Here is a 26,760-nt window from a genome sequence, read left to right as displayed (position 1 = left end):
AGCGTGCATGCCGTTGTCCTACATGAAAATTGACACGCTTTCCGTGGGCACGGCTTCAGCCTCCTCGGAAGAAACCCACTTCCTGTGGGGTCTTCAGACATGTGCTTTCCCACAGGAGTCGGTCATTTTCATTACGGACAACTAGTATTGTGGGATGATGTTTATGAAAATGATTTATAAATAGAAAACAAGTGAGATTCCCTGTAGAATTAAAGTCGACGAAAACCAATTCATAGGAGGGAACTCACTTGTCTATATCAAATGATATAAGAAATATGTTAGATATTCAAGATAAAAATATTTATATAAGCGAAAATGCAGTAACGTATGGACAACATAAAGGGAAACACACTCAAGGGCAGCATAACTTTCCTAGAGTGTGATATCCAAATACATTTTAAAATCGACTAACATTCAATACCAACGTCATTTGACGTAGAGCCTTAAATTCCTCAACCTTGCACTTTATAAAGCTGTTACCTGGTAGTGCCCCATGAAAGTTGGATTTTAAATAATACATATAAAAAATGGTCAATCCAATCCAGTGTGAGTTATCGCAACTCGTCGTTATATTGGTCTTTTCTTTTACGTAAACTTTGCATGACTTCGTTCACGATTGAAATACCTACCCGTTCCATGACGAAAGCAACCATGCTCCCTTTCTCCAGTGATGGTGCCATTAACCGCACTGAAAAATGGAGGCTTCTTAGCTATCGTAATTTGAAACGAAATATGTAAGATTCAATAAATTAGTCTAAAATCAGAATTATTTATGTTAATATAGGAGTAGAGCATATAGAAAAATGTGCACAAACTAACGTACGAATGAGTTAATAGACTAAAAAGTACGAAAAGAGTGTATGAGAAAGAGAATGCTTAACTGGGACTTAGGACAGTTAAGCTAGTAAGAAAAGGAGGTCCTGTTTTGGAAATTATTTTAATGTATGTTATCGGATTAGTCGTTTTAGTTATTGCAATTATATCGATTTTTAAAAGTTTGGTACATAGAGTGACGGTATCAAATCAAGCGTTAAAAGAACAAATTGCAAGACTAGAAACGAGAGTGAATGAGTTGGAAAAGGAAAATTAAAATACGATATGATGCCCAATAAAAGATAACGAGGAAATGAGCTATGATAAATATAAGAACAATGGCAGAAAATGATCTTGGCAGTGTTGCTTCATTCATTGCCAAGTTAAATCGCTGTGCAGCATCACATATCGGTTATTGTGATACAGATAAACAATCTATTATGCATTATTTTGAGACTGAGTTAGACATACCTTATACGGATTGCTTCGTCCTTGCAATGAAAGAAGATACGCTAATTGGTGTAGCTGGATTTGATGCTGATTTGGAAAATAAAGTAGCTGAAATCTGGGGTCCTTTTATAATGGCAGGGCATTGGGGCATTCGTCTAAGTATGTGGGATAAGATGATGGAATTACTACCGCATGAAATAAAGGAACTCATGATGTTCCCTAATGAAAAGAATGAACATGTGCAGCAATTAGCAACTGAACGTCAATTTAATAAAATTAGCAAGGAAGCAATACTTGTATATTCCCGTAAAAGTAAAAGAAAGTCCCTACACCCATCAATCACGGCGTTATCTGAACAGTATTTTTCTGAATTTCAACAACTCCATAACAAAACATTTCCGAAAGCTTACTATCATGGCCAACAAATATTGAATCGTATGAATGATCATCGAAAAGTCTTTATTATGACGCATCCTACGCAAGCTTTATTAGGATATATTTATATGGAAGTTGAGCCCGAATTCGGGGATGCGAGTATTGAATTTTTTGCTGTGAAAGAAACAGAAAGAGGAAAAGGTATCGGCGGAAAAATGATAGAGGCAGGTTTAGATTGGATATTTTCATTTCATGAGATAGCTTCTGTAAATCTTTGTGTGAACGCAAAGAATGAAAATGCGATTCGATTATATAAGAAAGTAGGCTTCAAGCAAATGCACGCATTATGTGCGTATACGAAGAAGATTTAACGTAGGGTATTGCAATTTATGAGCAAGTACTATAGGACGACCTACCCTATAATGGAAAAAGTAAAAAAGCGGACAGCGGTTTTGATATGGTATGAACTTTTAAAAAACAAAAAAGGTTGGACTTTAGGGGGGCGGTCCTCCCATTTTTACGATGATCATCCGTTCATACGAAGTGTAGTAATGGGAGAGTTCCCCTATTTTATGTTCCAACCCGTCATGCCTTTTACTTCTGTTTTAATAATTCCATATAACCTTCAATATTCTCCACTCTCATGTCAGCAAAATTTGCCATGCCTTCTCCTGCAAAAATGTGGTGTGGGTCGATTAAAATTGTTTTGCAGCCAAGTTCTTTGGCAGGGATAATTTCGTTAATCGCATTGTCCCCAATACTTAAAATTTCATGAAAATCTACATCGTAACGGTCTTTAACAGACTGCAAATGTTTTTTCGTATGAATTGGTTTCTTACCATTGAAAATTTTATAATCAAACACATCAGCAATACCGACTTTATGTAAAATAACTTCACTATCTTCTTCAGGAGAATTCGTAAGTAGGACTACTTTTACTTTATCAGCTAGGCTATGAAGTAATGCTTTGAATCCAGGAATTTGCTCCATCTTAAATTTCTCGGTCATCATGTATAACCTTGTTTCACCAAATGATGTTTGGGCGTCTTCATCATTGATACCATAATGTCTTGAGATAGAACCTGGAATCCACCATAAATCTCCTACATTTAACATCGTATTAAAATCATAGGAAAGTGTACGACCACCGTAAATTTCTTGAAGTTTCTCCTTGGAAACTTCATTACCATCCCATGTTAATCCTGCAACTACTTCATTATCTTTTTGTTTTAAAATAAGATCTTCTTTCACATCGTAAATTGTACCTATTTGAAGTGCATGTGTCCCTCCAACTGCAGCATCATAATCACGCCAAAAAGCTTCATGAACCTCTTGCGGTAATTTCTCACAAAGTCGCTGTGCATAATATTTAAAATGATGTGTGTCTTGGTATACAGTACCGTCTAAGTCAAAGATGATTACCTTTATGTCTTGTAACATGTTGTCCTCTCCTTCATTATGTCCATTAAAAATATATCATTTTTCATATTATCTGTCACTTACAAGGGAAAATAACAGATTTTATATTTATTTTATTCCCACAAAAATATTTAGTACTCCATAGAAATTTGGAATGTGTGACACTTTATTTGCATGACATCTTCCAAAATTGCATGGTCTACAAACTTGATAGAGGTAATATATTTCACCAACAAAGGTATTTGTAAAAATTTACAGGAATAGGACAACTTGTCCACTTATACATATGATAATAAGGCTGATATAACATGAGGAGGTTATGATGAAGAAAGGAATTTACTTACTCGTTGGATTTCTAGTACTGCTAATGTTAGGCGCATGTGGTGGAAATAAGGAGTTCGATGAAAATAAAGTATATAAAGTTGGGGTAGATACAACTTATCCACCTTTTGAATATCAAGAAGATGGAGAATATAAAGGGATTGATATTGATTTAATTCACGCCATTGCGGAAGATCAAGGGATTAAGATTGAAATAGAAGCAATGGATTTCGGTGGAATCATACCAGCGATGCAAGCAGGGGAACTTGATATTGGAATGGGTGGTATGAGTATTACTGATGAAAGAAAGGAGAAGGTAGACTTTTCTGATCCTTATTTTGAAGCAGGTTTATCACTTGTAGTTGCAAAAGATAATGAAAGCATTCATAGCTTAGAAGATTTGGAAGGAAAAGTTGTTGTCATTAAGAATGGCACAACTGGTGCAAAATTTGCAGAGGAACATAAAAAAGAACATGGCTATGAAACTGTACAAGTGAATGATAGCACGAGTATGTTTCAAGAAGTATCCAATGGTAGTGCAGATGCACTTATTGAAGATTATCCAGTTATTACGTATGCAATTGCTCAAAGTGGGCTAGATTTGCAAGTTGTAGGTGAACGATTAAATGGAGATCATTATGGCATATCTGTATTGAAGGGAAAAAATGACGAGTTACTTGAAAAAATTAATGCTGGTCTTGCAGCATTAAAAGATAGCGGAGAATATGATGAAATAATGAACACGTATTTAGGAGAATAAAAATCGATTGCTTGGTGTAACACGTTAAATAAAATATATATGAAAACAAGTATAGGCATGAGTTTTGCTGAATACCTCACTCCAAATCTACTTAGCATTTCATACGAGGAGTTGTTCAAATGGATGTCATCATTGAAGCTCTCCCGTACCTTTGGGAAGGTTTTAAAGTTACATTATATGTCTTTTTAATATCTATTACGATTGGATTTTTGATTGGATTAGTTGTTGCTTTATTACGGTTATCACCATGGAACATAGTGAGATGGCTAGCAAAAGCTTTTATAGACGCGATAAGAGGAACACCTATTTTAGTTCAATTATTCTTTTTCTATTTTGGCTTAAATTCATTGGCATTTATTTCATTTGATCGCACGACTGCAGGGATTTTAACTGTTGCTGTAAATGCCGGTGCCTATTTTGCGGAAAATATTCGGGCTGGAATAGAATCGATTGATAAGGGGCAAGATGAAGCAGCTCGTTCTTTAGGCCTTACGAGTAGTCAATCGATGCGCCATGTGATTTTGCCACAAGCATTTCGTCGTATGCTACCAACATTTACGAATCAAGCCATTATTAGTTTAAAAGATACTTCTTTATTATCTGTTATTGGCATTGCAGATTTAACACAAAAGGGGCAAGTCGTCATTGCGGCTACTTTTAGTGCATTTGAAATTTGGCTTGTTGTTGGTGTGATGTATTTCATTATGATTTATATCCTATCCTTATTATCAAGATATTTAGAAAGGAGATATGCTTTACGATGAATTTAATCGAAGTGAAAAATCTCCGGAAAAATTATGGCACTTTAGAAGTTTTGAATGATATTTCAGTCTCCATTAAAATGCAGGAAGTAGTTTGTGTGATAGGTGCATCTGGTTCAGGAAAAAGTACGTTTCTACGCTGTTTAAATAAATTAGAAGAAGTTTCAGAAGGGCAAGTATGGATTAATGGCCAAGATATTACGGAAGATCACGCGCCAATCAATCAAATAAGGCAAGAAGTCGGTATGGTATTTCAACACTTTCATTTATTTCCGCATATGACCGTGATGGAAAATATTATGTTAGCACCGATGAAAGCACGAAAAACACCAAGAGAGGAAGCCAGAAATAAGGCAGTTGAACTATTAGAAAAGGTCGGCTTACGTGATAAGGCTGAGAGTTATCCAAATGATTTGTCAGGTGGGCAAAAACAACGTGTTGCAATTGCGCGTGCACTCGCGATGAATCCGGAGATTATGCTCTTTGATGAACCAACCTCTGCACTTGACCCGGAGATGGTTGGAGAGGTATTGCACGTGATGAAACAATTGGCGAAGGAAGGAATGACGATGGTTGTCGTGACACATGAAATGGGGTTTGCTCGTGAGGTAAGTGATCGGGTTTTATTTATCGATGACGGCCGAATTGTAGAAGAAAACAAGCCGAATGAATTATTTCATAATCCGCAACAAGAACGTACACGAGCATTTTTAAGTAAAATTTTATCATAGATTATTACGTTTGAAGTCTAAAAAACGCGAACCTTGGAAAGTGAGGATACCTGTATCACCTTCCGCTAGAAGACCGTATTGCTCACCTGTTATGTGAAATTCACTACGATCACCACTTGCAAATGTTACAGTTACAAAATATGTGGTTGAGCTTGTTGTGTGCGTATGCATATTTCCATGATGCATATGATTATCTACATTCGTGCGTTTTGTAGTTATTGTAACCGGAACACTTAAACGTGGCGACTGTTCATTTTCATGCCATTGGTTTACACCTTTTACTACATTGAAAATAATGATACCAAAAATAATGAAAAAAATAATTGCAAACAATGAAGAACCAGCATCGAAATATGTACCTTGAGGGCCAAAAGTATCCATCATGTTAACTACCTCCAATTTGCTATATGATATCCATCATACTATGATAAAAAACGCAACTTTTACCCGAGAGAATCTAACTTCTAGGGTAAAGGTTTTTTCTTGATTAAATCCTGTTCTACATGCTAACCCTTCCATTAATTCTCATATTATATTACGAAATGAATGAAAGAAGGTTTCAATCATGTTATAAGTTTTACGAGTTGTTCGTTCTTTTCCCAGAATTCGCGAATGTTTTGAGATGAAAAGTGGAGAAAAAAAACAGCCAGTACAAGTTCAAGCAATTTAACCAATAGTGAGTAGGGAAAATGCGAATTCTACTACATGTTGAAGTCTCGCTTTATTCATTTAGTTGAATAAATCTTTCAGTCAATTTTAATAATATAGGAAAAAAGAACTACTTTGATAGACTATAAAAGTCTTGGAATATATGTAGAATTGTGCGATAATATGAAAGATGTAATGGATTATTAATTTAAGTTCTCCAATATAGCAACATAAAGCAATTATTTTTGATTCTAATAGAGAGATAATAGGAAAAATGATATACATTATAACGGGGAATATGGGAGGTATGAGCTAGTGGGAAAAGGTTCAAAAAAGAAACGAAGCTGGTGGAAGATTAGTTTAGTAGTTATATTAGTCATTGTATTAGGTATAGGTGGTTATGGATATTCTATTTATCATAATGCAAAGAAAACGGTAAACGAAAAAATGCATGAGCCTGTTAATTCGATAGATACGGATCTTGCAAAGAAAAAAGTGAAAGCATCGAAACCTATCAATGTATTATTACTTGGAATTGATGCACGACCAGGTGAAAGAGGACGTTCGGATGCGCTAATGGTCATGTCGCTTGATCCTAAGAACGATCGCATGCAAATTATAAGTATTCCACGTGATACACGCACATTGATTGTTGGTAAAGGTAAGGAAGATAAAATTAATCACGCATACGCATTTGGTGGTAGCGATATGGCCGTAGCTACGGTGGAAAACTTCTTAGATATCGAACTTGACTACTACGTAAATTTAAACATGGAAGGTTTAAAGGAACTTGTGGATGAATTAGGGAACATTACGGTTGATAATGAAATTGAATGGACCGATGGAAAATACGAATTTACAAAAGGGCCACTTGCCATGGATGGGGATAAAACATTAAGTTTTGTACGCATGCGGAAGCAAGACCCAGCAGGTGATTTTGGCCGTACAAAACGTCAGAGACAAGTTATCGAGGCGATTATAAATCGTGGAGCTTCTGTAGGCTCTATTCCAAAGATTAATAGCACAATTAAAATTTTAGGTAAAAATATGGCGACAAGTATGGATTTTGATGATATGAAAGATCTATTCAACAACTATCGCAGCACTAGACATAACGTAGATAATTACATGTTACAGGGAACAGGGACGAAGATAAATGGTATTTACTATTTAATTATTCCAGATGAAGAAGTGGAAAAAGTTCATGGGATGATAGCAGAAATAAAATCATAGACTATATTGGAAAGCACCGTTATCTTAGGATGACGGTGCTTTTATACAAATGGAGATTATCGGTTTACGCTGTTAACTATATCGTGATAGGGTAGGTTAATAGGTTGTTTATTACTTTATAATGATTGGAGATATAGGAATGGAAAATAGTAGGTTACATACACAGTCTGCTTTAAGAAGCTTTTTTCAATATTTTATCCCAACACTTTTTGGCATGATGCTGATGTCTATTAATATTGTAATTGATGGGATTTTTGTTGGAAATGGTGTTGGTGCAGTAGCTTTAGCAAGTGTAAATATTGCAGTTCCTGTGTTTTCAATCATTATATCTATTGCACTGTTGATTGGTGTTGGCGGTGGAACAATGTACGCCATGGCATTAGGGGAAGGAAATCAGAAACGTGCCCACAAGCTGTTCACCATATCTATTGTAATCGTTACCGCTATTACTTTGATTATTAGTTTCATATGTTATTTAAATTTGGAAAGACTCGCATATATATTTGGTGCAAATTCAGAAACATTCGGTTATGTAGAAGATTATATGATAGTTTTACTTGGCTTTTCGATTATTATTGCTTTAGAAAGTACAATTAGTATTTTTGTTCGTAATGATGGGGCACCGACGCTAGCAATGGTTGGGTTAGTTGCATCCGCAATCATGAATATTATGCTCAATTATTGGTTTATTTTTATATTAGATTTAAAAGTAACAGGGGCTGCGTTAGCGACAGTACTTGCAACGTTAATCGGATTACTAATTTTATGCTTGCAGTTATTTCGAAAAAATACAAACTTAAGATTTATAAAATTTACTTGGTCACCACAAGAGATAAAAAGGATTTCGTTTATTGGCTTCCCAAGCTTTTTGTCGGAAGTAGGCATGGGTATTTTTGTGATGGGCTATAATATCGCAATGGCATATTATGTCGGTACGAATGGACTTGCAGCATTTTCAGTGATTAATTATTTACATACATTTATGTTTCTTGCATTCATCGGAATTGGCTCAAGTATTCAGCCGATGATTAGCTTTTATTATGGTGCAAAGAAATTTAAACAAATTAAGGAAACAGTAAAAATTGCGGAAGTAACTGGTTTGGGACTAGGCATACTATTTATTTTAATTGGCTGGTTTGGTGCGGATTATTTAGTTGCGATATTTGGAGTCGATTCTACGGAAATTACGGCATTGGCAACAAAAGGGATCAAGCTGTTTTTCCTAGGTTATTTATTTATGGGGATAAACTTTATTTATATGACCTATTTTCAATCTATTGGTTACGTAAGACCTTCCATTGGAATCACAGTATTCCGCGGATATATTTTGTTAATTGGTATGTTACTCATATTGCCGTATTATTTTGGGATTACAGGCATTTGGTTAGCCTTGCCAATTGCAGAGGCAATAGTTGCAGTTGTATTAATAATCTTTGGCAGAACAGGAGTTATGGATCGTGGTTTAAAACTGCGGAATCTATAAAATAGACTTTTGTGTTCTCTCACAGTCACAATTGCCCCAAACTGTTCAATAGTGAAAACTTCTTGCCTTACTAATATCGCTCCGGAAAGCGAAGCATTCTGCCGAAGCGGGGGAATCAGCAGTATCTTCAATAAATATAAGTAAATTAACAGGCACGTTACGAGACAGTTTGGTTCTATTGTGTAAAGGGGGCTATCTTTTAGATGGCAACTTATCATAAATAAGAAAAGGGGAATGGAAATGACATTTTCAATTACGGCAAGATGTAGACAAACAGGGCAATTCGGTATAGCAGTCTCAACCAAAGTACCAGCAGTCGGCAGCTTATGTCCATATGTAGAAGCAGGAGTTGGAGCAATTGCATCACAGTCTTATGTTAATCCGTACATTGGTATTCACGGTTTGAAATATTTAAAAGAGGGGCTATCAGCTGAGCAGACATTGGAAAAGATTTTACAAGAGGAGAAAATCCCCGAAATTCGCCAATTTAGTATTGTTGATAAGACCGGTAAAGCTGTAGCGTATACAGGTGAGAAATGTTTAGATTGGCATGGACACCTTGTTGGTGACCATGTAGCTGTTGCAGGTAATTTGCTTGTGGGAGAAGCGACAATTCAGCACATGTTAGAAGTCTTTGAGCAGACAGAACAGAGCGATATGTCATTAGCAGCGCGTCTTTTACAAGCGTTAGAAGCGGGGCAAAAAGCTGGTGGTGACCGCCGTGGCAGACAATCTGCAGCATTAAAAGTAGTTGGAACCGAAGCATATCCGCTAGTAGATTTACGAGTCGATGAACACGTTGATCCAGTCAAAGAGTTGCGCAGAATATACGAAATCGCAAGAGAGGAATTATTTCCTTTTGTATCATCACTACCAACATATCAACATCCTACTGGGCGATTAGATGATGTTACGAAAAGGGAATTAAAGCTTGATGTAGATTAATAAAATAACATGAAAACGCTAGTAGTAAATGAGAAAAGATATCTATATTTTCATAGTAGATATCTTTTTTATGTATAATACAAAAATCTAAATAAATTGCAAGTAGGCAATTTAGGACTATTTGCTCGTATTCGCTTATAAATGTTTGGTTTTTAAGAATTATCCTATGTAAACATAGAAAACTACCGTAAATTTTCTACTTTAAGCGTAATTTTACTGCTTTACGCATTGTACATCCTCCGTTATAATCAAAACTATTGTCAAAAAGGAGGGTGCTTATGCAATTGAAAGAACAACAGGATATTAGTTTGGACATACCAAATTCACATAAAATAACAATAGGAGACCGCGTAAAAGCACTTGGCCCAGCTGTCATTGTTATAGCGGGTATTATTGGGCCAGGTACAATTACGACGATGTCGGTTGTCGGATCAAGTTATGGTTATCAAGCATTGTGGATTGTTGTTTTAGCTTGTATTTTTGCTTATTTTTATCAAGAGCCTGCAACACGAATTACGTTACATAAGCGGGTATCTATTATGGATGGTATTCGGGACCATATTGGGAAACCAGTTGCTATATTTCTTTTCGTGACGGTATTAATAGGAGCAATTGCCTTTCAAGCCGGAAACTTTACTGGAGCTGCATTAGCCTTAAATTATTTTGTACCAGATATATCCTTAACTGTTTGGGCGGCATCAATGTCACTTACAGCATTAGTAATTGTTTGGATTGGTGTTTATAAATTACTGGAACATATTAATAAAGTACTGATTGCCTTAATGATATTAGCTTTTGTTTTAACAGCTTTCTTCTCTGGGCCGAATATTGGTGAGCTTGTGAAAGAGGGATTCTCTTTTCAAATGTTGGGTGGCAATTATTGGCTCATTTTAGCATTACTTGCAACGACAATGCCACCAAATATTGTGCTTGGTTTATCAACGTTTATAAAAGAAAGATATGCTACGATGGAAAATATTGTAGTGAAACGAGAAATTAAACTTTCAAAGTTTGATTTACGATTTAATATGATTGCGACTGTATTTATTTCTGGTGCGATTGTAGTTTCAGCGGGCACAGTTATCTTTCCAACAGGTATAGAAGTCGAAAGTGCTGCAGATATGGCCATGCAGCTAACACCTATTTTAGGTAGATATGCAGGTATCTTATTTTCATTAGGTTTATGGGCGGCAGGCTTTTCTTCCGGACTATATCAAATTTCTTTAGCGTGTCGCTTAATGAACGAATCAATTGGAAAAGAATTAGATTTTAAAGCACCAAGAAGCCGTGCTGTGATGATAGTCGCGAGCCTCGTACCAATCGGCATCATCTTACTGTTTAGTGAAGTACCTATTTCTATTATTATTACAGCACAATCATTAAATGGATTAGCTTTACCACTTGTAGCTGGATTAGTACTCATACTTTGTAATAAAAAGGAATTTCTTGGCGCTGCTGTGAATAATACACGGCAAAATATCGTGTATGGTGGGATTTTAATCTTTGTTACATTATTGGCTGTCCGTGTATTTTTGGATTTATTTGGTGTCATTTGAGAATAGCAAGTTTTCTCCCTCCTTTTTAAATATACATCAGTCAAAGTGGGAGAATGATAGTTTATTTAAGTGGCTTTGATTATAATTTGTTCAAAAAAAGAGCCTCCTCTATTTCCGATTGGTATTACATCCCAGGAGTTAAAGTATAACTCTTATTCTGGAGTGTAGTACCTATCAGAACTCTAGGGAGCTCTTTTTTGTAAAATCATGCTGATTGCAGGATATGCAAGATACTTGATGTACGCTATTCTTTCATATGCGAACGATTCGTTTGAAAGAATAACATCTTCCGCTTTATTTTTTCTTCTTACCTTTTGTTAATCGCCCTAGCAAAAATGCCCCAGCTGCAACAGCGATTGCTGTATTCGTTTTCTTATTGAATACTTGCTTTCCGACAAGCGTTAAGTTTTGTGGGCGTTCGGCCAGTCTGCGCATAAAGTAGCCATACCAGTCATCACCATATGGTACATACGTACAGAAATTATATCCCTCTTTTGCTAATGCAAGTTGCATTTCCTTTCTAAAGCCATAAAGCATTTGGAATTCGAATTTATCTTTAGATATATTATTCTCTTTTACGAATTCTTTTACCTGATGAATGATGCGATGATCATGTGTAGCAATTGATGTAAATTTACCGCTTAATAAATGATATTCGATTAATTTAAGTAAATTGTTATCGATTTCTTTTTTGTCTTGATAGGCTACTTCTTCTGATTCTTTATATGCACCTTTTACAAGACGTAGTCGTTGATCTTTATATTTTTCGATGTTCTTTACGGCATTATGGAAATAAGCTTGAATAACTGTTCCGACATTATCATACTCTTTTAAAAGCTCATCAAAAAGGTCAAATGAAGGCTGTAAGTTCTTATAATCTTCCATATCAATATTAATGAAAATATTATACTCCTGTGCTTTTGCAACAATTTCCCTTAATGTATCTAAGCAAAATTGATAATCAATACCAAGTCCCAATTGTGTTGGTTTTAAGGAGATATGAGCATCAACTTGATGTTCGTGAATTGCTTCAATGACACTTAAAATTTCCTTTTTAGCAGCAGTTGCCTCGGACTTTTCAGAAACAAACTCGCCAAGGTTATCTATTGTACAAGATATGCCATGTGAATTTAATTCTTTTACACTTTCAATCATTTCCGTAAGATTTGTCCCGGCTACGACAGATTGTGCCCCTAGTTTAAGACCCCATTTTTTTGCACCGCTATTTAATACATTGTTCTGCGAAAGATAAATAAAAAAGTCTTTTGTCCAACTCATTTTAATCCTCCCAACTTCATCTTGAAATTAACAATATATTGCCGTCAACAGTCATGTTGTATTCTTCCGATATCTTCTAATGGAATGAATAGGCTTTATCATTAATTATACCAGTTAGTGTCACTGTTTAGATAGTTTCATTATCGAATTTTGTCAAAAAAAGAAGAGAAAGTAGGCACTGGATATTGATAATAAGATTTTGGGTCAGAAAAAATGGTATCAGAACGTATTAGATTGCGTATACTTCGAAAAAGTAAATGAATATTGTATCCGTAGGAGAATATGTTATAATAAGAACAAATGTTCTAATAGGGGCGGTGTGATTGTATGAAAAGATTGCTCAAAGCAGCTGAAGAAAATCATAATGTACTTAAAATATTTTATATAAATCAAGCAGGGCAAGTTACCGAACGATTTATTCGTGTGTTGAAATGTGATGAAAGTAGCTTGATTGCATATTGCTATTGGCGAAAAAAAATAAGGAGATTTGCAGTTGCGAATATTTTAGCTGTAGAAAAAAAGCATGATAGTGCCTGATGCATGTGATGGTGGTTCTATCATACATTGAATTGTAATTCATGATACTATGAAATATAATAACTATATTTTGGAGGGCTAGTGATGAAATATTTTGCGGTGTTTTTAACAATGAAGGATGAAGAGAAAAATAAACAATTCCGCGCAGATCATTTACAATTTTTAGATGAGCAAATGAAACAAGGGACAGTTTTTGCTAAAGGTCCGTTCATGGACGGTTCAGGTGGCTTGGTCGTTTATCAAGTAGATAATATTTCGACAGCTGAAAAACTTGTAAAACTTGATCCTTATGTGATAAATGGGGCAAGAGAGTATGAAATCCGAGAATGGAAAATGGAAGTAGGTAAAGGGGAATAAAGCACCTCGTCCATTTAGTGGGAAAAATAGTTAGTAAAAATATAGGAGCACACTATTTACAAGATACCATGCTCCATCATTTCGAATATGTCATCTATTGAAAAGTCTTTGCCACTAAGCAAATCCTTCCTTTGTTGGTAGTACTTTTCTTTAACATCTTGGCAAATATCTTTTTTCTGAACCGAAATGGCTGGTTCTTCAACTAACGAAAGATAGTAACGTTTATTATTCATTTCAATTAGCGCATCATTGTGATGCAGGATATCTTTTAAGAACTTTATTTCACAAGCATTTAACTTTTTCATATCTCAAACTCCTTTAGTTTTTAGCGAATATGAAGATTTACATACAAAAGGATGTATCAATAACTTAAATGAAAAGTTAAATCTCCTATTACATAAGCATATTTACAAAAGTATGGGTATTTACATCCAATAAATAATGCAATTGAACTACTTTATACCTATTTTTATTCTAACGAACTTTTTGTAGTTTAGCTAGTAATAACCGAAAAATTTTGTTAATGGTAATAGTTGGATGCATCTAAAATGATCAATAGATATGAAAGGATTGAAAAAATGGGTAAAGATGGTACAGAAAATAAACCGATTAAACTGAAGGAAATCAAACAACTCGTAACGAGACAAGATGATGTTGCCAAAGTAATAAAAGGTGAAAAAACGGCCGTTAGACGTAGTAATCAATTTGCAAATGTTGGTGATACATTCGAACTTCAAGGGGTGACACTCGAAGTAACGCATGTTTATCGTCAATCTTTAAAAGAAGTTACAGATGCAGATGCTATAAAAGAAGGGTATAAAGACTTAGCTGCGTATAAACGTGCTATTTCAGCAATTCATGGAGGAATGGACTGGAATCCGAAATTAAAAGTTTGGGTACATGAATTTAAGCTAATTTAACGAAACGTCATGCAATTGGCTCCTTTACTACAGTAATAACAGGCTATCGGCCCCTAACATACAAGAAGGGGTCAATAGCCTATAAACGTCTGATTCGTTCAACAAACTACTCCGTGTGCGCGAGGGGAAATACCACTCATGGAAACTTCACTTTATGTAGTCGCTTGGACCGGCTGACGTTTGGTAACCTCTTTTGCAATCGCCTCTGTTAAATCCTTTAATGTCTTTGGCAAAAGGGACTTTAAAATAGGATTTATGATAGGACCAAGCATCCCTTTACCTGCAATTTGCAAATAAGTAAGGATGATTGTTTCGTTCTGCTTATTCGTCGCTTTAAAATGTCCGTTCCCTTTTAACTTGTCATTACTAAATTCAAAAGCGATTTGATGCGGTTTTTTCCATTCCTTTATGAATAATTTAATGTGAATTGTTTTTTTCACTTTACCTACTTCCCCTTTAAATGTCCATGCTGACTGTTGCTCATTTACTATACGATGATTTTTGTAACCGGTTATAAGCGGAGCCCACCTATTCATATCACTAAATAGCGCCCATACTTCCTCAATTGGTGCCTGGATAACTAACTCATGTTGACTACAGGCCATTCAGAAACCTCCTTTAAATTTACAACCATCTTTTTACCTGAAATCCTATTATATGTGTCAATAAAATTATTAGAATGAGGAGGGGTGAAAAATGAACAGTTTATTTCTTGTAAAATATGCAAATGATGTCAATGATTAACTTGTAATCTGTCGAATATTGCCCGGGAAATGGAAAATGTCCTTAAACCTGTAACAATCTTTTCTAGAAACAAACTTGAATTCATGATAAAATTAATTTTAGTGTACAAAATTTATAAGACTATTCATGAACACTTACAAGGGGTGCAAGTGATGAGTAAATTAAAAGATACAACCACAATAGAGGGGATTCCAATCCAAACAAGTACAGAGAATATGACATTAACAAGTGTTCTACGTGACTTAAAGTCTCTTGTAAAATCAATTGTTTTAGTATTAAATGTGATGCCCGTACTGGCTGGCTATTTATTAGCTTTGTATTTTACTGGTGGTCATGTTTCTGAACATGTGGGTAACATATTATTAATACTTTTAGCGAGTACGTTGATTATTGCTGGTGCGCTTATTATTAATAATTGGTATGAAGTAGATTTAGATCGACATATGGTTCGCACAGAAAATCGTCCTACTGTTACGGGACATTTTTCGTTAGAAACGGTTCTATGGTTAGGAATTGCAACTACAACAATTGGATTTGCACTTATATTATTTACAACATTAGAAGCTGCATTTTATGCATTTATCGGCTGGTTTACGTATGTTGTATTATACACATTTTGGTCTAAACGTAAATATACATTAAATACGGTAATTGGTAGTGTTTCGGGCGCAGTTACACCATTAATTGGTTGGGGTGCTGTTACGTCTACTTACCACATTATCCCGGTTATGTTATTCATTCTATTGTTTGTTTGGCAAATTCCACATACGTTTGCGATAGCAATGCGGCGATATGATGATTATAAAGCTGCAAACGTACCGATGCTACCAGTCGTGGCTGGATTTGCTGTAACAAAAAGACAAATGCTCGTTTGGATTTTGGCATTACTTCCAATCCCATTTTTCATGACATCACTAGGACTTGCTTTTGTTATCATCGCTACAACAGCAAATGTAATCTGGCTTGTAATTACGATAAGTGGATTTTATTTACAAGACGATGTAAAGTGGGCCAATATGATGTTTCGTTCATCATTAATCTATTTAACAATTCTTTTCTTTTTAATGATCGTTATTTCTATCGTATAGAAATTTAGAGATTGGGACAATGGGGTCAGACCCTCCTGTTCCAATCTCTTTTTTTATGGGAAAAACCGGCTTACGATATGTATCAAAACATGTTGCAATCGTTTTATTGCACGAATTCATTGCAGTAGCAACTTGTACTTGGTACGATAAGTAGTATTAAATTTAATGTTTGTAAAATGATTTTAAAGGGGATGAGGGCGGATGGGTGTTGTAACAGTTGATTTTGATGGAACATTATTTCAAGGTAATTCATTTTATGTCATGTTTGAAGCAGGACAAAAGGCGTTTAATTACAAGCAATGGGGAACTGTCGCAAGTTCTACTATAAAAGCTAGTGCACTCGGAGTTACGCGAGGAAAAGACGCGTTTCGTCATGCGTTTTTTAAAGGATTTGCAAAAACGTTTAAAGGTAAAACTGCTGAACAATTGGACATCTTTTTTGAGCAATTAGTTGAATTAGGGGCAGCAGATATTAACCATAAACTAGTTGAGGAAATAAAGCGACATCAACAACAAGGTCATGCTGTTATTGTGCTATCTGGTGCATTGAAGCCATTTTTGCAGGCATTTGTTCATAAAGTTAATCTAGATGTACATATCATCGGGACAGAATTAATGTTTTACCCAAATGGAATTTGTACAGGAGAGACCGGTCCAATCATTCATGGAAATGAAAAGTTAAGGCGTGTGGAACAATGGCTATACGAACATGCAAAAGATGATCAAGTAGAAGTTTGGGCATATGCAGATAGTAAAAGTGATATTCCGTTATTACAATTTGTTAACCATCCTATTATTGTTAATCCAAAGGCAGATATGAAAGAAATTGCTGATAAAAGGCAATGGCCAATTTTTGAATAAAAGGTTGTGCCAAAAATGACGCTGGGACATAAGGGGTCAGACCCCTTATGTCTATTATTTAGTTTGCAGTTTGAAAGATCTTCTTTATATAGTATTGTCCTTCACGTTCTATATGTTTAGCCAGTAGGAAGGTAAAATTATCTGGCGTATGTTCAACTTCCTTTCGTGTCAATATATCAAGAATAAGTTTTTGAAAGTCATTTATTTCTGCTTTTACATCGTGATTGAATTTTATTAAAGCAGGGAAAGTTTCCATATTTATTCTAAGATAACCATTTAATTCAACAGCTCTTAAATAGAAGTGTTCAAAAATTTTTCGATACTGTTCACATTGCTCTTTTAGCTTTACTTCTACATGATCTAAGCATTCGTTTATCATCTTGGCATGCGTTGCTGAAATACGAAGCCAAAGTAAATGATGATGGAGCTCATGAAAAGCTGGTGGTGTTTCACCATTTTTTAAGTAACGTAGAAGGTGTTCATACTCTTCCAGTTCGTAAGTCATATGATTCACAAATGTAGGGGTTAAATGAAAAGTGAGCTCGCCGTTTAATTGTCTTTTTATAATAGATAATTTATAACGCTTTAAATCACTAGTTATGTCTTCCGCCTCTTTCGCAAATGAAATCGCATTGGATGAATGTAATAACTCCACTTCATGTAGGAGGTCTGTGAATACATCTATAAAATATTTAGCAATTGCAGTATCTTTTTTATGAGATGGTGTAAAGGAATCATGGATGAAAGTTGCATGATCACGAAATACTTGCAACCAAAATGTATGTTCAAACATGGCTTGATGCAAATAGTTCGATATATCTTTTCACTCCTTTCTTCAGCCCATCAATTTATTTTATTCACGATGAAGTTGTCCTATGTACATGGAACGGTCATTTATATATTCTTTTTGAATACCATCATATATGTGTACATAAAAATGAAGGATAGAGCAATTCGGAAGTTATCATTGTAGCATGCAGGCAACAAACATTGTCGAACTTAAAAAACATTTGTAAAAAAAGCAGGAATTTCACTTCGTGTGGCGAATTAATATAGAATAGTAGTAAAAGTTTGAAGGGGGAATAGGAATGAAAATATCTATTATTAATTTCAATAACTTAGAAAAAGAAGAGCAAAAACAATATGTGAAAAAGAGCAGTGGAGATTATGTGGTTACATTATTATCTGATCAATTATATGTCGTTTTAAAAGAAGTTTCTGAGAAAAAGCAGACTGCTGAAAAAGTAAGAATGGTTGCGGGTGCTATTGCAAGAGATGTTAGTAAACGGGAGATAAAGCAGGCAATAGTAGCAGTTGAAACATTAACAGAGACTTTTCCACTTGTTGATAAAGCAGTGTTAATAACCGCATTTACTGAAGGATGGCATCTTGGTACTTATTCATTTGCTACATATAAATCAAAGAATCCGTTATCAGAGAAAACAGAACTAGTGATGGAAGATAATCACCATGTAGCTGACTTTGTAGCAAAAGGAAAATTACGTGCAGAGGCAACGGCATTTTCGAGAGATTTAATGAATGAGCTATCGAATGTATTAAATCCGCAAACATTTCCCGATCGACTTCAAGAAGAATACGCAAACACGGGAATAGGTGTCACAGTATTTGATAAAGCAGAACTAGAAAAACGTGAGATGCACGGATTATTAAAAGTTGGCCAAGGAAGTAAATATGATCCATCATTTGTAGAACTAGCTTATTGTGGCGATGATACGAAGCCATTAGTTGCGCTCGTCGGTAAAGGTGTCACTTTTGATACGGGTGGAATTAGTTTAAAAGGAAGCAGAGATCTAAGTAGCATGCGTATGGACATGGGTGGCGCTGCTGCAGTCGCAGGAGCAATGAAATTATTGGCGGAATCAAATGCACCTGTAAATGTTGTTGCACTTATTCCAATGGCTGAAAATATTCCTGATCAAGAATCTGTATTACCAGGCGAGGTCATTCAATATAAAAACGGCAAAACAGTACAAATTGGTAATACCGATGCAGAAGGTCGTCTCATTTTAGCAGATGGACTTATTCGTGCAGGCGAATTAGGTGCTGAATATGTTGTTGATATTGCAACGCTTACAGGGGCAATTGCTAATGCACTTGGCTCACGACTTGGAGGAGTGTTTGGTGATGAAGCATTGCAACTGGAAATGAAGAAAATTGGCGATGAAAATGGTGATTTTGTCTGGCCGATGCCTCTTGTAGATGACTATGAAAGCTATTTAAATAGTGATTATGCTGACTTTAGTAATATTAGCTCAAAAGGAGAAGCTGGTTCCATTACAGCTGCGTTATTTTTACGCCATTTCGTTCCAGAATCAGCCAAATGGTTACACGTAGATATGGCTGGAGTGATGATGAGTCGTGAGAAGGGTTATTATGGTCATTCTGCAACAGGATTTGGTGCAAGATTACTAGCTGATTTTACAGAACGCGTGTCAAAGTAAATGCACATGTTTCGTTTTGGTGATATGATCATACAATTAGTTTTTTTGTTACTTATCGTTTTATTCTTTACGGCACTTTTTGTGATGATTCGCTCCGTAATGAAAAATATGAGAGAAAAGAATGATCGTGAACAAAAGATTGAAGCAAAGCTTGACCGCGTGATTACGCTACTTGAAAAACTGACGATGAAAAATAAAACAACGGGCTGGAACTAAACAAGTGTCAGCCCCCTCAATTACTACATGCGGTATGAAGCGCTAAACTTTTGAGGGGGTCAGACCCTTATGTTCCGGTCTCGTTGTTTTCTATATTACTTGGGTACGAAGTATTTCTTCTATTGCAACAGCAACTCCGTGTTCTGCGTTTGTTTTTGTGATGTGTTTACAAATTTGTTTAATTTCTTCAGTAGCGTTCCCCATTGCAACACCACGTCCTGCCATTTTTAACATCGATAAATCATTTAAATGATCCCCCAATGCCATGACATCACGCATATCTATTCCCTTACTCGTAGCAAATTGTTGTAGTGCAATTCCTTTTTGTGCTTTTGTATCATTAAATTCTAAGCTAATCGACGAAGAGGCTGTAATGGCTATCGGTGTATCCCCTAATTCGGCTTTTATTTGATTGATTTTACTTTGATCGTTCGTAAAGACGAGGATTTTAAAAATCTCTATTTTAGAATCATGAACGATTTGATCAAAGTCACTTGTAAATGTTACGTTTTCATCTACAAATCGTTGGCGTACTTTTGCTTCAATATCAGCTGAGTCAACTTCATGATTCGTAGCCTGCATATATTCGAGCATAATTTGAATGAAGTCATCCCCATTTGTAGCTAACAGGCCTTTATTCGTAAACATTTCATAATATACTTGATGACGCTGACAACTTTGTAGAATGATTTTGGCATGTTCAGCTGTGAGTGGATATTCACTTACTACTTGTTTGTCTTCTGTATATGAGATTGCTCCATTTAAGGAGATGATAGGTAATTGTAAGTTTGCATGTTGTAGAGGCCGAATAGCAGATTCATATGCTCTTCCCGTAGCTACAACAACTTCAATACCTTGTTCTAATGCACGGGTTATTGCTGCAGCATTTTCTTTGCTTACTTCTCCTATTTCATTTAATAACGTACCATCCATGTCGGTAGCAATGAGTCTCATGTAATCTCTCCAGTCATTTTTTTATCAAAGGCTCAACTGACTGTAAGACCCAACCTCAAGAATGCTAGAATGAAAGAATATCAAGTGGAAGATCGACAGCCAGTATATGCCTGATTTGTTCAACTACTAATCAGTAGGAAAATGTTAAGAAATCCACTGATGAAAGTCTCACTTTATGTCCTATTTAACAGTAACATGTATTGCCTCACGTGTCATGGATAGTACCTTAAAAAGAGAGTGGTTTCTTTAGCGATATACTCCATTTTTTCCATATTCTATTATGATTAAGTTTGCGGTTTCTTTGGGTTAAAGGCTACCCGCTTTTCACGATGTTTTTTTCTTAATGGTGCGGATTCATGCAGTTGTTTCTCCGTTTCCGTTACCGGATAAACTTTTGGCACAGGTGTTGGTCTACCATTTTCATCTACTGCAACCATCGTTAAAAAAGATTCAGTTGTTAGTGTTTCAATATGTTTAATTAAATCGTGTGCGGTTACTTTTACGTACACTTCCATTGAACTAGTGCCTGTGTACGTGACGTATGCTTCTAATGTTAATGCATCACCAACTTTTGCTGATGATAAAAAGTCAACCGAGTCTATAGAAGCTGTAACTACTGCACATTGTGTATGCTTCATTGCTGTTAGTGCGGCTATTTCATCAATATAAGCTAAAACTTTACCACCAAAAATCGTATCAAGATGATTTGTATCTGGTGGTAAGACAAGGCGTGTTTGGACTGTTTTTGTATCTGTAATTGCAATTTTATCCAATGTCGTATCCTCCTAAATAAAAAACCTTCTTGTCATAAGAAGGTTCTTGTATGCGTAATCTACAAAAAATATATTTCATCTTAAATAATGAAATGTGCCGAATGCGCAACACCTTCCTATCTCCCGTAGGATAAAATGTTCTTCTTAATGGCAGGTCTCCTGGCTTTGCTTCATCGAAACTCTTTGAACCTTCCCATTTCAGATTGAAATAGTGGTATGAACCAAAGATTCTCAGCAATACAGTGGCGGGACCGCGTTGGAATTTAACCAAACTTCCCTTTTAAACTTGTATCTGAACAAGTCACCATTAAGCCTTATGAAGTTTTAAAATCTTAGTTATTAGTATAGCAGAGTACAAGAAAATTTGATAAGTGGAATTAATTCTAGAATGAATGATTGATTTTTAAAATAGATTATGTTACCCTATCTATACAACATATTGTAATAGATACATAATAAATCACTATATATTGTGTTTGTAGAAATGGTGACAGTCCATGTCTTAAAATGGGAATCTGGTCAAAGTCCAGAACTGCCCCCGCAACTGTATGTGTGTACAAACAGGAAATCCACTGTATGAAATGCTCAAAAGGCATTCATACGGGAAGGACCTTAGTAGGGATAATACACAAGTCAGGAGACCTGCCTATCTACATAAAGTTTCATTTCTTCGGGGTGAAAGAAAACGAAACGATAGGGGTTCATTCTATTTTTATAGGATTTTTCTGTCGTTTTTCGCACACTTTCGAAGGGTGGGCGTTTTTTTATGGGAGAAAATGAAGGAGGACGGAAAGAGATGACTTTAAAAGTTACTTTAACTGCGAAAGAAAGCCTGGAAAGGTTTATTGAAAAAGAAAAAAGGAATTTGGCTTTAGATTATACTACATATATGGAAAAGATTAATAGAGTGCTACAGGAAGAAGTTAGTTACGAAGATGCATTAGAAACGAGTATCTCACTAGCATTGGAAAATATAGACGAAGCAGAGCCCGATTGGACTTATTTAGCTGCGCAATTATATTTAGAAAAGTTATATACAAAAGCAACAGTGAATCGAAAACTTGATCCAGAAAAACCGTATGCAGGATTTTATGATTTAATTAAAATGTTAACAGATAAAGGAATTTACACGGAAAGTATTTTAAATAAATACGATAAAGAGGAAATCGATTATTTAGCAAAGCAAATAAATCCAGAACGTGATCGCCTCTTTACATATTTAGCTATCTACACATTAGCTACACGCTATCTAGCAACAGATCATGATAAAAGTCCTTATGAATTACCACAAGAACGTTGGATGATTATTGCAATGCATTTAATGCAAGATGAGGAAAAGACAAACCGACTTGATTATGTTATCGAAGCCTATTGGGCATTGAGTAATTTATATATGACAGTTGCAACGCCTACACTCAATAATGCGGGGAAAACCCATGGGCAATTATCAAGTTGTTTCATTGACACTGTCGATGATAGTTTACAATCTATTTATGATAGTAATACAGATATTGCAAAACTATCAAAAAACGGTGGTGGTATCGGTGTTTACATGGGAAAAGTTCGTGGGAGAGGAAGTGCAATAAAGGGCTTTAAAGGAATGTCAAGTGGTGTTGTTCCGTGGATAAAACAGCTCAATAATACGGCAGTTAGTGTGGATCAATTAGGAACGCGAAAAGGTGCCATTGCTGTTTATCTTGATGTTTGGCATACCGATATTGAACCATTCCTTGATTTGAAGCTCAACAACGGTGATGATAGATTGCGAGCACATGATATTTTTACTGGTGTTTGTATTCCGGATTATTTTATGGAACAAGTGGAAAATCGCGGGGATTGGTATTTATTTGATCCGCATGAGGTAAGACAAGTGATGGGCTTTTCATTGGAAGATTTTTTTGATGAAAAAAAGGGGAATGGCGAATGGCGAAAGCGGTATGAAGCTTGTATTGAAAATGAGGCGTTAACGAAGCGTGTCGTTCCCGCAATTTCAATTATGAAGCGGATTTTGAAATCGCAATTAGAATCAGGTACACCATTTATGTTTTATCGTGATGAGGTAAATCGTCGTAATGTGAATCAACATGAAGGGATGATTTATTGTTCTAATCTTTGTACAGAAATTACTCAAAATCAATCTTCAACAGAACTTGTCGCCGAAGAAGTAGTAGATGGATTGATAGTGAAAAAGTATCGCGCTGGTGACTTTGTTGTCTGTAATTTGAGCTCGATTAATCTAGGACGAGCAATTCCTGAAAATGTACTAGAAAGGTTAATTACCATTCAAGTAAGAATGCTTGATAATGTCATTGATTTAAATACATTACCTATCCTACAAACGACGTTAACGAATCAAAAATATCGTGCGATAGGCCTTGGAACATTTGGGTGGCATCATCTATTGGCAAAGAAGGGAATTCACTGGGAAACGGAAGAAGCGGTAGCATATGCGGATTCCTTATATGAACAAATCGCTTATTATGCAATTCAAGCAAGTATGGCATTAAGTAAGGAAAAAGGGAGATATCCAGTATTCGCGGGAAGTAAGTGGGAAACTGGCGCTTATTTCGATGAAAGGAACTATACAGATGCGAAATGGCAATCATTAAAACATGAAGTGCAAGAAAACGGTATTCGTAATAGCTATTTACTAGCAGTTGCTCCTAACTCTTCAACGGCGATGATTGCTGGTTCAACTGCAAGTATCGATCCAGTATTTAAGCCGTTTTACTATGAAGAGAAAAAGGATTTTAAAATACCAGTTACGGCACCTGAATTAACACCGAAAACATATGATGTATACCGAAAAAGTGCATATATCGTTGATCAGCGCTGGTCGATTAAACAAAATGCGAAACGTCAACGACATATTGACCAAAGTATCTCATTTAACTTTTACGTACCTTATAATATTCGTGCCTCCGTTCTGTTAGATTTACATGTACAAGCATGGCGAGAAGGACTTAAGACAACTTATTATGTTCGTTCAACAGCAAATGACGTGGAAGAATGTGAATGGTGTCATAGTTAATCGCGCTTGTCTAAAAAACTTGAAAATGGAAGTCGTATCAAAAAGGGAGCTTTAACGTTTATTTGTCAGACCGTAAGAAACTTCGGAGACACTACCTCTGATCTTTGGATAGACAATAGTAAATAAAGTTAGAAAAAAGATACTTACAAGGAGGGAGAAACGTGAAAGCAGTCATTGCCTACTTATCCTATAGTGGAAACACAGAGGAAGTAGCAAACCTAATAGCTGAAAAGCTAGAAACGGCTGGTTTTACAGTCGATATGCACCGGATAGGAATTGATCCGCCGGTGCACGCAGAAAGTTATGATTTCCTCTTTTTAGGAACGTTTACATGGGAATATGGTCGGATTCCGGATGAAGTAAAAGATTTTATTTTAGAGGTTGGTTATAAACCTGAAAATGTTGCTATTTTTGGTACTGGAGATACACAATTTGGTGGAGATGATTTATACTGTTGTGCAGTTGACCGACTGTGCCATTTTTATCAAAGTAAATGGCAAGGTTTGAAAATTGAACAATCCCCAAGAGGATCACAAGAAGTAAATGTTGAAAAATGGGTGGAAGGAGTCATACAAAATGTCCCAGTTATTGCTTGAAAAAGCGAAAACATTAGAACCACGTAATCCAAATAAATCAACTGGATTATTTGGAGGAAAATCAAGTGGTATTTTAAATTGGAATGATATCGCGTATCCACATTGGTATAAAATGTATAAACGACTTGTGGGTAATTACTGGCAAGCTGACGAAGTGAATATGTCGAGTGATATTAAGCAATTCCCAACTTTGACTAAAGCGGAGAAGGATGCTTATTTAAAAATTATCGGGTTACTATCTACACTAGATGCACCACAAACGCGTATTGCCTTGCTAATTTCGTTGTATGCATCAGATCCGTCTGTTCAATCGATTATGGCAGTTATTGCACAGCAAGAAGCGGTTCATAATGAAAGTTATTCTTATGTGTTGTCATCTGTTGTTTCACTTGATGAACAAAATGAAGCATTTGAACTCGGCAGAAAAGATCCAGTCCTATTGAAAAGAAATCAACATATTATGGAACAATATAATGGATTTGTAGAAGAGCCTACCATAGAAAATATTTTAAAAACAATGGTTTATACTGCATTATTAGAAGGAATGTTTTTCTACTCAGGATTTGCCTTTTTCTATCATTTGGCACGACATAATAAAATGGTAGGTACATCGACAATGGTAAGTTATATTAATCGTGATGAATTAGAACATGGACGATTCATTAGTGAACTATTTCGAGCAACTTTGGCGGAACATCCAGAACAAAATAACGAGAAACTAACCAACTGGGTGTACGATCATTTTAAAGAGTCTGTAGCATTAGAAACGGAATGGTCTCATTATGTGTTGGCAGATGTTGCTGGAATAGACTTTGTAGAAATGGAAGGATATATCAAATATCGTGCGAATAAAATGTTGCGGATGTTGGGATTACAAGAAATTTATCCAGAACATGTGCAAAACCCAATGAAATGGATTCATGCTTACGTCGATAATTTTGATGGAACAAAAACGGACTTTTTTGAACAAAAATCACGCCAATATACAAAAACGAGTGATTTAAACGGCTTTGACGATTTGTAATTTTAAATAAGAACCGCCCCCAATATTTGAAGGAATATTGGGGGCGGTTTTATGTTTTGTTGGAGAAATGTGGCTTATGTTGAAGTTGATGCTATGCATGTTGAAGAAAGAGTCAAATGTGTTGAAGATACATGTTGAAGTTCCGCTAGTCGTGCAGCATAACGTTATGGATGGATGAGAACAGCATTTGATTTTCCACTATTCATGAAGGTTCTCCTTTATATGGATCCGATTATTTCTTTCATATTAGAAAAAGAAGGGGAATAGACTAATAGAAAATTCTCTTAAGAAAGCACAGATTTAAATGAAACCATAAGGAGGTTGCAATTTTGGAATATGCACTGTCGGGGTGGAGCTTTTTTTGGTTTTTTATTCCAATGCCATTGTTAGCAGTTTGGGTAACGATAACCTTTTTTACTGAAGG

General features: G+C 35.7%; 28 protein-coding genes and 2 riboswitches. Of the genes, 20 read left to right on the top strand and 8 right to left on the bottom strand.

Translation table 11 applies throughout. The features are described 5' to 3' along the window. The first annotated feature begins 248 nt into the window (after nucleotides 1–248). From ACFFIS_RS17455 to ACFFIS_RS17445, 3 genes are all read left to right on the top strand, one after another. A complete protein-coding gene (locus tag ACFFIS_RS17455) occupies nucleotides 249–383 on the top strand; it encodes a hypothetical protein (RefSeq protein ID WP_320379918.1) in 135 nt (44 codons plus the stop codon). A 542-nt stretch (nucleotides 384–925) separates the two neighbouring features. After that, entirely contained in the window at nucleotides 926–1,090 is a 165-nt protein-coding gene (locus tag ACFFIS_RS17450; RefSeq protein WP_320379917.1) for a hypothetical protein, read from the top strand. A 43-nt stretch (nucleotides 1,091–1,133) separates the two neighbouring features. Next, a complete protein-coding gene (locus ACFFIS_RS17445; RefSeq protein ID WP_390188536.1) occupies nucleotides 1,134–2,009 on the top strand; it encodes a GNAT family N-acetyltransferase in 876 nt (291 codons plus the stop codon). A 223-nt stretch (nucleotides 2,010–2,232) separates the two neighbouring features. On the opposite strand, the gene ACFFIS_RS17440 is transcribed toward ACFFIS_RS17445, so the two are convergent. After that, entirely contained in the window at nucleotides 2,233–3,078 is an 846-nt protein-coding gene (locus tag ACFFIS_RS17440; protein ID WP_320379915.1) for an HAD family hydrolase, read from the bottom strand. Nucleotides 3,079–3,379: 301 nt separating this feature from the next. On the opposite strand from ACFFIS_RS17440, the gene ACFFIS_RS17435 reads away from it, so the two are divergent. The 3 genes from ACFFIS_RS17435 (at nucleotide 3,380) to ACFFIS_RS17425 (ending at nucleotide 5,630) form a co-directional block, all read left to right on the top strand. Continuing rightward, nucleotides 3,380–4,138: a transporter substrate-binding domain-containing protein gene (locus tag ACFFIS_RS17435; protein WP_320379914.1), complete on the top strand. Its 759-nt coding sequence runs from the start codon at nucleotides 3,380–3,382 to the stop codon at nucleotides 4,136–4,138. A 119-nt stretch (nucleotides 4,139–4,257) separates the two neighbouring features. Further along, the gene (locus tag ACFFIS_RS17430) at nucleotides 4,258–4,902 is read left to right on the top strand and encodes an amino acid ABC transporter permease (RefSeq protein ID WP_390188535.1); all 645 of its coding nucleotides are present in this window, start codon (nucleotides 4,258–4,260) and stop codon (nucleotides 4,900–4,902) included. After that, nucleotides 4,899–5,630 carry an amino acid ABC transporter ATP-binding protein gene (locus ACFFIS_RS17425; RefSeq protein WP_390188534.1) on the top strand — a complete coding sequence of 244 codons (732 nt, stop codon included), beginning with the start codon at nucleotides 4,899–4,901 and terminating at the stop codon, nucleotides 5,628–5,630. Before ACFFIS_RS17430 ends, ACFFIS_RS17425 begins: the two co-directional genes overlap by 4 nt. On the opposite strand, the gene ACFFIS_RS17420 is transcribed toward ACFFIS_RS17425, so the two are convergent. Next, nucleotides 5,625–6,014, bottom strand: a complete 390-nt coding sequence (locus ACFFIS_RS17420; protein WP_320379913.1) for a DUF2500 domain-containing protein — start codon at nucleotides 6,012–6,014, stop codon at nucleotides 5,625–5,627. The two genes, ACFFIS_RS17425 and ACFFIS_RS17420, sit on opposite strands and share 6 nt — an antisense overlap. A gap of 579 nt (nucleotides 6,015–6,593) precedes the next feature. On the opposite strand from ACFFIS_RS17420, the gene ACFFIS_RS17415 reads away from it, so the two are divergent. From ACFFIS_RS17415 to ACFFIS_RS17400, 4 genes are all read left to right on the top strand, one after another. Further along, nucleotides 6,594–7,511 (top strand): LCP family glycopolymer transferase, encoded by a 918-nt coding sequence (locus tag ACFFIS_RS17415; protein ID WP_320379912.1) that lies wholly within the window; start codon nucleotides 6,594–6,596, stop codon nucleotides 7,509–7,511. A 139-nt stretch (nucleotides 7,512–7,650) separates the two neighbouring features. After that, nucleotides 7,651–8,994, top strand: a complete 1,344-nt coding sequence (locus ACFFIS_RS17410) for an MATE family efflux transporter (RefSeq protein ID WP_390188532.1) — start codon at nucleotides 7,651–7,653, stop codon at nucleotides 8,992–8,994. A gap of 240 nt (nucleotides 8,995–9,234) precedes the next feature. Continuing rightward, nucleotides 9,235–9,939: a DUF1028 domain-containing protein gene (locus ACFFIS_RS17405; RefSeq protein WP_390188531.1), complete on the top strand. Its 705-nt coding sequence runs from the start codon at nucleotides 9,235–9,237 to the stop codon at nucleotides 9,937–9,939. A gap of 278 nt (nucleotides 9,940–10,217) precedes the next feature. Next, nucleotides 10,218–11,495, top strand: coding sequence for an Nramp family divalent metal transporter (locus ACFFIS_RS17400; protein ID WP_390188529.1), 1,278 nt, complete (start codon nucleotides 10,218–10,220; stop codon nucleotides 11,493–11,495). A 294-nt stretch (nucleotides 11,496–11,789) separates the two neighbouring features. On the opposite strand, the gene ACFFIS_RS17395 is transcribed toward ACFFIS_RS17400, so the two are convergent. Continuing rightward, complete coding sequence (locus ACFFIS_RS17395) at nucleotides 11,790–12,773, bottom strand: proline dehydrogenase family protein (RefSeq protein WP_390188528.1); 984 nt, start codon at nucleotides 12,771–12,773, stop codon at nucleotides 11,790–11,792. A gap of 327 nt (nucleotides 12,774–13,100) precedes the next feature. Here ACFFIS_RS17395 and ACFFIS_RS17390 point away from each other — a divergent pair, with 327 nt between their 5' ends. Together ACFFIS_RS17390 and ACFFIS_RS17385 are read left to right on the top strand one after the other, a co-directional pair. Then, entirely contained in the window at nucleotides 13,101–13,310 is a 210-nt protein-coding gene (locus ACFFIS_RS17390) for a hypothetical protein (RefSeq protein ID WP_390188527.1), read from the top strand. A gap of 84 nt (nucleotides 13,311–13,394) precedes the next feature. Next, a complete protein-coding gene (locus ACFFIS_RS17385) occupies nucleotides 13,395–13,667 on the top strand; it encodes a YciI family protein (RefSeq protein ID WP_320379907.1) in 273 nt (90 codons plus the stop codon). 56 nt (nucleotides 13,668–13,723) lie between these two features. Here the strand turns inward: ACFFIS_RS17385 and ACFFIS_RS17380 are convergent, their stop codons facing one another. Further along, on the bottom strand, nucleotides 13,724–13,972 hold the full coding sequence (locus tag ACFFIS_RS17380) for a hypothetical protein (RefSeq protein WP_320379906.1): 249 nt from the start codon (nucleotides 13,970–13,972) through the stop codon (nucleotides 13,724–13,726). A 243-nt stretch (nucleotides 13,973–14,215) separates the two neighbouring features. Between ACFFIS_RS17380 and ACFFIS_RS17375 the strand changes: the two genes are divergently transcribed. Continuing rightward, nucleotides 14,216–14,587 carry an ASCH domain-containing protein gene (locus ACFFIS_RS17375; protein WP_320379905.1) on the top strand — a complete coding sequence of 124 codons (372 nt, stop codon included), beginning with the start codon at nucleotides 14,216–14,218 and terminating at the stop codon, nucleotides 14,585–14,587. Between the two features lie 152 nt (nucleotides 14,588–14,739). On the opposite strand, the gene ACFFIS_RS17370 is transcribed toward ACFFIS_RS17375, so the two are convergent. After that, a complete protein-coding gene (locus tag ACFFIS_RS17370; RefSeq protein WP_320379904.1) occupies nucleotides 14,740–15,192 on the bottom strand; it encodes an SRPBCC family protein in 453 nt (150 codons plus the stop codon). Between the two features lie 291 nt (nucleotides 15,193–15,483). On the opposite strand from ACFFIS_RS17370, the gene cyoE reads away from it, so the two are divergent. After that, nucleotides 15,484–16,419: a heme o synthase gene (gene cyoE, locus ACFFIS_RS17365; protein WP_390188525.1), complete on the top strand. Its 936-nt coding sequence runs from the start codon at nucleotides 15,484–15,486 to the stop codon at nucleotides 16,417–16,419. A gap of 201 nt (nucleotides 16,420–16,620) precedes the next feature. After that, on the top strand, nucleotides 16,621–17,280 hold the full coding sequence (locus tag ACFFIS_RS17360; protein ID WP_390188523.1) for an HAD family hydrolase: 660 nt from the start codon (nucleotides 16,621–16,623) through the stop codon (nucleotides 17,278–17,280). A gap of 58 nt (nucleotides 17,281–17,338) precedes the next feature. On the opposite strand, the gene ACFFIS_RS17355 is transcribed toward ACFFIS_RS17360, so the two are convergent. Next, nucleotides 17,339–18,085: a DUF2935 domain-containing protein gene (locus ACFFIS_RS17355; protein WP_320379902.1), complete on the bottom strand. Its 747-nt coding sequence runs from the start codon at nucleotides 18,083–18,085 to the stop codon at nucleotides 17,339–17,341. Between the two features lie 283 nt (nucleotides 18,086–18,368). On the opposite strand from ACFFIS_RS17355, the gene ACFFIS_RS17350 reads away from it, so the two are divergent. Next, nucleotides 18,369–19,742 carry a leucyl aminopeptidase family protein gene (locus ACFFIS_RS17350; RefSeq protein WP_390188522.1) on the top strand — a complete coding sequence of 458 codons (1,374 nt, stop codon included), beginning with the start codon at nucleotides 18,369–18,371 and terminating at the stop codon, nucleotides 19,740–19,742. Further along, entirely contained in the window at nucleotides 19,743–19,958 is a 216-nt protein-coding gene (locus ACFFIS_RS17345; RefSeq protein ID WP_390188521.1) for a DUF4083 family protein, read from the top strand. A 90-nt stretch (nucleotides 19,959–20,048) separates the two neighbouring features. Here ACFFIS_RS17345 and ACFFIS_RS17340 read toward each other — a convergent pair whose 3' ends face one another. Together ACFFIS_RS17340 and ACFFIS_RS17335 are read right to left on the bottom strand one after the other, a co-directional pair. Next, on the bottom strand, nucleotides 20,049–20,912 hold the full coding sequence (locus ACFFIS_RS17340; protein ID WP_320379899.1) for a Cof-type HAD-IIB family hydrolase: 864 nt from the start codon (nucleotides 20,910–20,912) through the stop codon (nucleotides 20,049–20,051). Between the two features lie 284 nt (nucleotides 20,913–21,196). Then, nucleotides 21,197–21,685 carry an acyl-CoA thioesterase gene (locus tag ACFFIS_RS17335; protein WP_320379898.1) on the bottom strand — a complete coding sequence of 163 codons (489 nt, stop codon included), beginning with the start codon at nucleotides 21,683–21,685 and terminating at the stop codon, nucleotides 21,197–21,199. A gap of 132 nt (nucleotides 21,686–21,817) precedes the next feature. Then, a riboswitch (cobalamin riboswitch) is annotated at nucleotides 21,818–22,009 on the bottom strand. A 143-nt stretch (nucleotides 22,010–22,152) separates the two neighbouring features. Then, nucleotides 22,153–22,349, top strand: a riboswitch (cobalamin riboswitch). Nucleotides 22,350–22,451: 102 nt separating this feature from the next. Between ACFFIS_RS17335 and ACFFIS_RS17330 the strand changes: the two genes are divergently transcribed. From ACFFIS_RS17330 to ACFFIS_RS17320, 3 genes are all read left to right on the top strand, one after another. Then, complete coding sequence (locus ACFFIS_RS17330; protein ID WP_390188520.1) at nucleotides 22,452–24,716, top strand: ribonucleoside-diphosphate reductase subunit alpha; 2,265 nt, start codon at nucleotides 22,452–22,454, stop codon at nucleotides 24,714–24,716. Nucleotides 24,717–24,877: 161 nt separating this feature from the next. Further along, nucleotides 24,878–25,312 (top strand): flavodoxin, encoded by a 435-nt coding sequence (locus ACFFIS_RS17325; RefSeq protein WP_320379897.1) that lies wholly within the window; start codon nucleotides 24,878–24,880, stop codon nucleotides 25,310–25,312. Further along, nucleotides 25,293–26,336, top strand: coding sequence for a ribonucleotide-diphosphate reductase subunit beta (locus tag ACFFIS_RS17320; protein WP_390188519.1), 1,044 nt, complete (start codon nucleotides 25,293–25,295; stop codon nucleotides 26,334–26,336). The genes ACFFIS_RS17325 and ACFFIS_RS17320 overlap by 20 nt, the downstream gene beginning before the upstream one ends. The last annotated feature ends 424 nt before the right edge of the window (nucleotides 26,337–26,760 follow it).

Origin of the sequence: Paracerasibacillus soli (assembly GCF_042432965.1) — a bacterium.
GTDB lineage: Bacteria > Bacillota > Bacilli > Bacillales > Amphibacillaceae > Paracerasibacillus > Paracerasibacillus soli.
Note: the sequence above shows the minus strand (reverse complement) of the source record. Positions and strands in the feature narration are given on the sequence as shown.